The 7,752-nt window shown below is 36.5% G+C and carries 9 protein-coding genes and 2 pseudogenes; 3 read left to right on the top strand and 8 right to left on the bottom strand.

Features of this window, described 5'->3' with window-relative positions; all coding sequences use genetic code 11:
* Positions 1–10: 10 nt before the first annotated feature.
* The 3 genes from K737_RS04290 to K737_RS04280 form a co-directional block, all read right to left on the bottom strand.
* On the bottom strand, positions 11–523 hold the full coding sequence (locus K737_RS04290) for a hypothetical protein (RefSeq protein WP_152531061.1): 513 nt from the start codon (positions 521–523) through the stop codon (positions 11–13).
* 125 nt (positions 524–648) lie between these two features.
* A complete protein-coding gene (locus K737_RS11460) occupies positions 649–777 on the bottom strand; it encodes a hypothetical protein (protein ID WP_268743860.1) in 129 nt (42 codons plus the stop codon).
* 323 nt (positions 778–1,100) lie between these two features.
* On the bottom strand, positions 1,101–1,340 hold the full coding sequence (locus K737_RS04280) for a hypothetical protein (protein ID WP_006300460.1): 240 nt from the start codon (positions 1,338–1,340) through the stop codon (positions 1,101–1,103).
* Between the two features lie 323 nt (positions 1,341–1,663).
* Here K737_RS04280 and K737_RS04275 point away from each other — a divergent pair, with 323 nt between their 5' ends.
* On the top strand, positions 1,664–1,903 hold the full coding sequence (locus K737_RS04275; RefSeq protein ID WP_035543101.1) for a hypothetical protein: 240 nt from the start codon (positions 1,664–1,666) through the stop codon (positions 1,901–1,903).
* Between the two features lie 111 nt (positions 1,904–2,014).
* On the opposite strand, the gene gatA is transcribed toward K737_RS04275, so the two are convergent.
* A complete protein-coding gene (gatA, locus tag K737_RS04270; protein WP_006300456.1) occupies positions 2,015–3,502 on the bottom strand; it encodes an Asp-tRNA(Asn)/Glu-tRNA(Gln) amidotransferase subunit GatA in 1,488 nt (495 codons plus the stop codon).
* Between the two features lies 1 nt (position 3,503).
* Entirely contained in the window at positions 3,504–3,788 is a 285-nt protein-coding gene (gatC, locus tag K737_RS04265) for an Asp-tRNA(Asn)/Glu-tRNA(Gln) amidotransferase subunit GatC (protein ID WP_006300454.1), read from the bottom strand.
* A 508-nt stretch (positions 3,789–4,296) separates the two neighbouring features.
* On the opposite strand from gatC, the gene K737_RS04260 reads away from it, so the two are divergent.
* Positions 4,297–5,397 carry a M50 family metallopeptidase gene (locus K737_RS04260; RefSeq protein WP_006300452.1) on the top strand — a complete coding sequence of 367 codons (1,101 nt, stop codon included), beginning with the start codon at positions 4,297–4,299 and terminating at the stop codon, positions 5,395–5,397.
* A gap of 255 nt (positions 5,398–5,652) precedes the next feature.
* Here K737_RS04260 and K737_RS12060 read toward each other — a convergent pair.
* Positions 5,653–5,782: pseudogene (locus tag K737_RS12060) on the bottom strand (IS5/IS1182 family transposase); the annotation flags it as partial.
* Positions 5,783–6,019: 237 nt separating this feature from the next.
* On the opposite strand from K737_RS12060, the gene K737_RS10560 reads away from it, so the two are divergent.
* On the top strand, positions 6,020–6,229 hold the full coding sequence (locus tag K737_RS10560; RefSeq protein WP_200863615.1) for a hypothetical protein: 210 nt from the start codon (positions 6,020–6,022) through the stop codon (positions 6,227–6,229).
* Between the two features lie 736 nt (positions 6,230–6,965).
* Here the strand turns inward: K737_RS10560 and K737_RS08935 are convergent.
* Both K737_RS08935 and K737_RS04245 read right to left on the bottom strand, forming a co-directional pair.
* Positions 6,966–7,094, bottom strand: a pseudogene (locus K737_RS08935) (IS5/IS1182 family transposase); the annotation flags it as partial.
* 244 nt (positions 7,095–7,338) lie between these two features.
* A complete protein-coding gene (locus K737_RS04245) occupies positions 7,339–7,527 on the bottom strand; it encodes a hypothetical protein (protein ID WP_052563237.1) in 189 nt (62 codons plus the stop codon).
* Positions 7,528–7,752: the final 225 nt, after the last annotated feature.

The following is a 7,752-nucleotide window of genomic DNA, read 5'->3' as shown; positions in this document are numbered from 1 at the left end:
CTTGAAGGGATTATTTTTTAAAATTTTGAGAGGAATTAAAGAAAGATTTTGTAGAAAAAGTAGTATTTTTCACACCTCCTAATGCTTCTGTAATTAAACGCTCACAATAATCAGCCTTAAGGTTTTGCTTAGGATTGAAAAAATTTTGGCACAACTCACCTTTGTTATTCACTATAGTTTCTAAAAATTTTTTTTCTTTATCTTCTTTACGAAACTCCCAAATATATTTAGCTAAATTGGAAAACGCTTTCTTTACTTTTTCGGCATTTTTTTCTGTAAGATCTCCAGAGTTACTTACTTCAACTAACGATTTATGCGCTCGAATAATTTCTTTTGTTTTGAGAGAAATATCTTTTTCAAAGCGTTTAAGAGCATCTGGTGCGTACCTCAAAGCATATGCTTTTTTATTCCATTCGTCCTTAAAATCTTCAAAATTTCTCCATAACCATGGAGAAGAAGAATCAAGATTAGAAGAATCTAAATCAGAAAACGCGCTTTGCGATCCCATTACGCCTAAACCCAAAAGTAAGAAATTTCCCTTTTTATACTTGCTCATGTATATTTTATTGTACGCAATACCAAAACATTTTAACGTAAAAAATTTTAAAAAAAACATTTTTTTGATTTATAGTAATTTTTAAAAAAATTTTAGCCAAAGATAGCATAATGAATTTTCAAAGTTTTATTAACGTGAAGCGCCGCAAAAATACGCAGTGTTACCTCTAGCATTTCAAGTGATCGTGTGTTTGCAAGGTGGGGCAAAATCTTGCAAACCAATGGCGATGTGGAGCGTTGTTTTGTTTAATGGAAAACGTTTTATCTTTTCCCTGAAAGAGGCGAGGGCTTGGAATAATTTTATTAAAACCTGCCCAAAGATCTTTGCAATAAAATAAAATTTTCCATATTTTTAATCGTTCAAAAAGTTCTTTGAAAGTATTAACTCAAGTGATCACCAAATCCCAATCGAAGAGCCCTTTTCCAGCACGATCCTAGGATTTAGAAATCCAAGCTTTAGAAATCCAAATTTTTTGCTTCTTTTTTTTAAATAACACCAAAATTCATCGACTTCCTTGACAATACCTTTGTCTTCTGGGTATAGCTCAATTTTGGCGCATAGCCTTGATCCTAAGGTGCCCCCCCTTCAAAACAGCGCTTGTGCTGACACCAAAACGCTGAGCACTTCGGTTCATTGAAAGACCGCTTGCGTATAAAACAAGGGCTTTAAGCTTGTCTTTTTTGGGCACACCTCGTGAAATTTTTTCCACATTTTTTACATTTGTACCGCTTTCCCCCTCGAACAAAACTGTTTTAAAAAAAATAAGAATATTCACAAAATTCACATACAATACAATATTTTTTAGAGACTTATAAAAGAGGTGCTTTTACCAATTCTAACAAAACATATCTTTAGTTAAAAGCTTCTTATTTTTCACTGGGAAGTTTCTCAATTTTTTGTTATTTAAGGAATTTTTTATTCATCTTGTCTCAGTGTGATGATTTTAGGTTAGCTGATAATATGACTTTTTTCTGTGATCTTAGCTATAACGCTAATTTCGCACCCTTAATAAAAAATAAAAAACAAATATGTATATTTATATTAGTAAAATAAAAACAGAACAATATGAAATTTTTATTTTTTTTAATATTTTTTTTTATTGCTAACATGAAAAATCTAAGTTTTGCACACCGATGCTCTATATCTTTAGACAATCAAAAAATTACAGAAAGACAGTATTTGAAAAAAAACACTCCATACACAACACTAGCAGATTTTTCTTCTTGGAATCTTCCTTTTTCCGTTTTAGGGCCTGATGCAAATCCTCTTAACGCCCTTCCTTCAGCTCTAGGCGGGCAAAGCCGAGTAGGATCTGGAAATTTAATGCTACTTTTCAAACATCAGTAGTTTTTTAGAGAAAAACAATCTTAAAAGACTTGCGATTATCGAAAATTAATACTTTCCAAAAAGATAATTTTTCTCGGTTGACATTAATCGTAATATACCTGTTCAATATTTTTATTCTTTGCAAGAGGCGCTATTTTTTTCTAAAAACGGGAGCAAAGGAAAATTGCTTCCTTTTTCTAGAACACTTCCAAATTGAAACAAACGCCCATCTTCAAAAGCAGGCGCCAAGATCTGAATTCCCAAAGGAAGTCCTTTATCAGAAACACCGCAAGGAACAGAAATTCCACAAATTCCCCCGACATTTACCGGAACTGTTAATACATCATTCAGATAAACGGTAACAGGGTCATTTGGAGCCTGAGAAAATGGAAAAGTCGTAGTAGGTGTTGTAGGCATCAACAATATGTCCACATCTTGAAAAATCCGTGCAAAATCATCCCGAATTAAATGCCTAATACGCGTTGCTTTTCCGTAGTAGGCATCATAATTTCCATGAGACAAGATATATGTTCCTATAATAATCCTACGTTTTACTTCTGGTCCGAATCCTGCGCTTCGCGTAGCACAGTACATTTCTTCTAACGTTTCGCCAAAGCAGCGCACCCCGTATTTTACACCATCGTAACGCGCCATATTGGAAGCAGCTTCTGCACATACGATAAGGTAATAGCAAGGAAGGGAGAAAGAAACATAAGGCAAAGAAACCATTTTCGTTTGACACCCCGCATCTTCTAAGATCTCACGACTTTTATCCCAGCAACGGCGAATATCTTCTGGATAAGAAGCCTCGTAAAACTCTTTTGGAATTCCTACTTTCATTCCTTTTACAGATTGCCTTATGATAGATAATACGTCTGGGGGCGCTATAGCACGACTCGTGGAATCTTTCGGATCATGACCGCAAATGGCTTGAAAAATGTGTGCAGCATCTTCCACTGTACGTCCAAAAGGACCTGCTTGATCCAAAGAAGAAGAAAACGCCCCCATTCCATAACGAGAGACTCGACCATACGTCGGGCGCACTCCCACAATTCCACAAAAAGAAGCAGGTTGTCGGATAGACCCCCCCGTATCAGATCCCACAGACCCTAATGCCATTCCAGCAGCTACGGCTGCAGCACTGCCACCGGAAGACCCTCCTGATACACAAGAAGTATTCCAAGGATTGGCAACTGGACTAGTAAGAGTATACGTATTCATCGATCCCATACAAAATTCATCCAAATTGGTTTTTCCAAGAAATACCCCGCCGCATTGCTCTAAACGTTGCGTAACGGTAGAAGAATATTCGGGAACAAAATTTTGCATCATTTTAGAAGAAAAAGTCGTACGCACTCCTTTTGTACAAAATACATCTTTTATTGCCAAAGGAATGCCTTCCAGTATGCCACAGTTTCCCTTCTGTCTGCGAGCATCGCTTTTTTTTGCCATATCTATGGCCAGATCTTCACAACACGTTATATAGGCATGATATGTTGAATTTAAAGAAGTCATGCGTTCTACATAGCACTGTGTAAGTTCTACACTTGAGATGTTCTTATTAGAAAGTTCTTGCTTTGCCTGAGATAACGTTAAGGATAAAATATCAGAATGCTTCATTCTACACATCTCCTAAAACGTTTGGCACAACACAATGCTCTTTCCGCTGCTTTGGAGCATTCGATAACAAAATGTGAGTATCAATAGGACATTCCGGAACATCATCCACCATGGGGCAAGCTAGCTCTGGTTCTTGTTGATGAACTTGAAGGCAAAGACGTTCTAGTTGTTCTACCCACTCAAATACTCGGCTTAATTCGTGAGAAAAATTCTTTACTTCTTCTTGGGTTAAAGTAATTTTTGCGAGTTTTGCAACTTGCTTTATGTCCTCTAAATTGACTTTCATGCTTTTTCTCATAGACTCTATCTAGTTAGCCAGATTTTAGAACAAAGCTTTAATTAGCACAAGAGGGCGATTAAAACATCAGAGCATTTATTAAGTCTAATTTACGAAAATTTTTAGCGTGCAACCTAAGTAAGTAAAGTAAAGCTCTTTTTTATAGGCTCAAAAGATTCAGTAAAGTTTATCCCAAAACGATATCAAGGCGTAACACGATATAAAAAACACTTTGTTCGTACGAATACCTATGAACTTTTATCAAGCTTAGTCGTATAAAAGGACACTGTTCCCTGAATATTTCGGAATAAAGCTTTTTTTCGGATATACCTAATATTAGATACTAGGATACTAGACTAGATATTGAAGTGTGCAAAAAGGTTTCGTAACTAAACTGGTTATAAGTACCTATTGTAATAAAGAAATTTTGTCAAAGTTCCTTGAGTTAATCTAGATCACCATTGCTTTTTTAGGAAGTTTTGAGATAATGAGCTATGCTATGTAAGATAGGAGAATAATGCTATTAAATCTTTATTCATTAGTAAAAACTATTTTTTCGTTTGTACTGGTAATATGTCCGTTAGTCATTTTTCACGAACTGGGTCATTATTTAGCTGCTCGTTGGCAAGGGGTATCTATTGAAAGTTTTTCTATCGGTTTTGGTCCTGCTTTATATCAATGGAAAGATAAAAATGGAACGGTATGGAAGATTTCTCCGTATTTGTTAGGGGGCTATGTAAAATTTCTAGGAGACGAAGATCCTTCAGGACTGACAACAAAGGATTCTGATGAGCAATCTAGTATTACAAACAAGAAACCTTGGCAAAAAATTATTATTGCATTTGCTGGACCTTTTGCTAATTATCTTTTAGCTTTTGGATTGATTGCGACTATGGTTTTAACCGTTGGACTTCCGGATTTGAATGAGCCTATCATTGGAAAAGTTAGCGAATCTTCTCCTGCAAAAGGCGTACTTTTTCCTAAAGACAAAATCTTACAAATACAAGACCACCCTATTGGCTCTTTTCAGGATATTTTATCTGTTTTAGAATCCACTCCTTTGCGGAATACTCTTCACTTTAATGTTTATAGAGATGACGAAGTTGTGGAAGTTGATCTAAAATCAGAAAAGACTCCTAGTCTCAATGAAGTCTGGAAAGGAAATGTCGGTATCACCCCAGGGTGTACGTGGAAAAAAGTTCCAACAGAAAGCTATATCGGTAGTATTTTTACTGTTTTTATTAACGAAAGTAAAAGACCGTTAGAAATTTTTAAAAAGTCAAATATGACGAATCTTTCTGGACCTTTGGGGATTGCTCATCAGGCTCGCGATGTCTTAGAGCAAAAAGATCCAGGAATGATTATTTTATTGATGACATCTCTTTCTATTGCTTTAGGATTTTTCAATTTATTGCCTATCCCTCTATTAGATGGAGGAAATATCGTTTTATCCGTGGCAGAGTGGATTTTGGGAAGACCTATTCCTCATCGGTTTACTCAGGTATTACTTTGGATTTCTATTTTTATTCTTGGATTAGTATTTTTATATTCTTCGTTTAAAGATTTAACGCGATACGTAATAATTAAAAATTTCTTGTCTTATCTGTTTCCTTCTTAATAATGTAGAATAATTAAACTTATAAAAAAATATTTTATAGTAGTTCTGAATAAATTAATAAATAAGAAAAGTGAGAACATTTTTTTAATGGAGGAAAAGTAAAAAGAGAAAACGGTATGCGGTATAGGCCTTTATGCTAATTTACAAGGGGGTGAAAAATTCGCCTCCTCAGTAAGGAAAGTCTACGGAATAATAGCATTTTACTTTTATGGAAAGATACGTTATTTACAATTTTAAGGCACGTTCTCAATTAAGCTAAACGACAAGTGAAACCAAGTGAATAGCGTCTAGAAAATTGGAAGACGTTTTATCATAGCGCTGAAAAATGGCTCTGTATTGCTTTCAGTTTAGCGAAGAAATTCTCGATCAAATGACGGGATTTATAATATAAAAAAAGCTAAATGAAATGATAATAATTTAAGAAAATTTTAATCATATGAATGATGACATATTCAGTAAATTTTCGACGTAGAGTATTAGAAATCAAAGAGGAAGGAGAACTAAGCTTTGACGACGTGTGCATCATTTTACAGTTGGGATCGCAAGCGTTATAAGGCGGTCGAAGAAAATTGCCCCTCAATACAAAGAAACAAATCGGCAAAGAGCATAGACATAGAAGGTATTGAAAAAGGACGTGGAAGCCTTTTCCGACGTAGCACGTGTGGAAAGGCTAGGAGCAATCCCCTCATGGGGTCTCTCAGCTCTGGAACGCCTCGGCGTGACGTATAAAAAAAGCCTGCGTCATCCCAAGGCAGAGATCGAAAAGCGAGGCGTCTTTTACCAAAAGATTCAAGGAGCATCAAAAGGAAAGGCGCCCCATCGTTTTCATTGATAAGGGCGGATGCGCTCATGACGCGCCTCTTCCATAGCTTGAAAAGTTATCGGTGCTTTGTGGCAGCCATAACTGGGGTGCAAAGGGTTGCACGAATGTTATTGGTGCACTTTTGAGCGCCGTCCTTTTGACTGGGAGTCTGTTTCAAACAACTGTAAATATCTTGGGTTTCAACGGTGTCGATGCTGCAAGATTTGATTCCCAAACTTCCTGAAAAGCAGTGTAGGTGTCATGGATAATGTATGCTAAAGGCCTTAGAAGCTTCAGGACACACTTTCCTCTATCTTTTTGCCTTATTCACCAGACCCAAATCCCATCAAACGTAAAATGGGCACAGGAAAAGGCACTTAGGCGCACTCCTCTTGGATGAAGTATAGAAACTCTCTTTCACGATATCCATATAAAATCATTTTATATAGCTTTAGCTATAAAAGTATCGCAATTTGAAGGCCCCATTCTTTTTAGGGGAGATCAAGACCTCACCCTTCTTTTTTTTGAGTTTTCGCTGCCCCCTTCATTTGCATCATACGCTTTATCGGCAAGCACCGTATCAGCTTTTACGAGCCTATCCATCAACGCATTTGCACCTTCCAAATCATGGGGCTGACCTTCTTGTAAGGTGAAAAGCGATGGGATTGCTGGTGGAATTACCTTGGGCATCAACATATTGCTTGGATCTCAGCACTTCCCCTCCAACTGAGCGTCCAATAGCTTGTTTTCGTCTTTTTTTAGTGCAAAACCTCTCTGGCAGATCTTTCCAAGGAATTCCTGCACGGCAACAGTATAAAACAGCCTCCACAAACAGGAGATTGTCTTTTGCTGTAACGCCCACATTCCCTAAGTTTCCAGGTAAAAGATCCTTGATCCGACCCCACTTCCTTCCTCAACGCAAATGTCTCATTGAATACAAATTTCTTTTGAATTTTCTATTAATAATTCTCAAACAATATAGCTAATATCATATAAAAAAGTCACAAACAAGTATTGAAGATTTGATCAATCGAATAATTTGTAGTGCTTCGTATATGCTTAGCTTGAGCCTACTTTTTCTCAATAGGATTTAAGTCAGATGAATAAGGAGGTAGAAAAATTATACTGCATTTTACAGATTATTTATGAAAAGAGGCATTATCCATAATAACACCTTGACCAGGCTTCAGTTCCTTGATCAGAAATTTTTCTACCCAAGCTTGGAATAATAAAGTGTCGCACGGTCCCTTAAACCCCATAGGCGTGTTATTAAACCAAACCGGCAATACTATTTGTTCTTTGATACTATTTCCCACTATTTTTGCCAACAAACTTTTTACTTTCTCTTCCCCAGCCTTCTGTCTTTACACATAGCCCATACTCCCCCTCACTTTTTTTCAGGTAGTTTAAAAGATCGCTGAAATCAAAGAATAAGAGTTTATCTTTGATCCACCTGAGTCCCCTTGTGAAGTATGAATAACAAAGGTGCTCTGACTGTTTTTTTGTAAGCAATTTCTTGTGTAAGGCCCGTTATAGAAGCGTATAAAATAGCA

The sequence above is a fragment of the Holospora undulata HU1 genome, from assembly GCF_000388175.3.
Classification (GTDB): domain Bacteria; phylum Pseudomonadota; class Alphaproteobacteria; order Holosporales; family Holosporaceae; genus Holospora; species Holospora undulata_A.
This window is presented reverse-complemented; position numbering and strand designations above follow the sequence as displayed.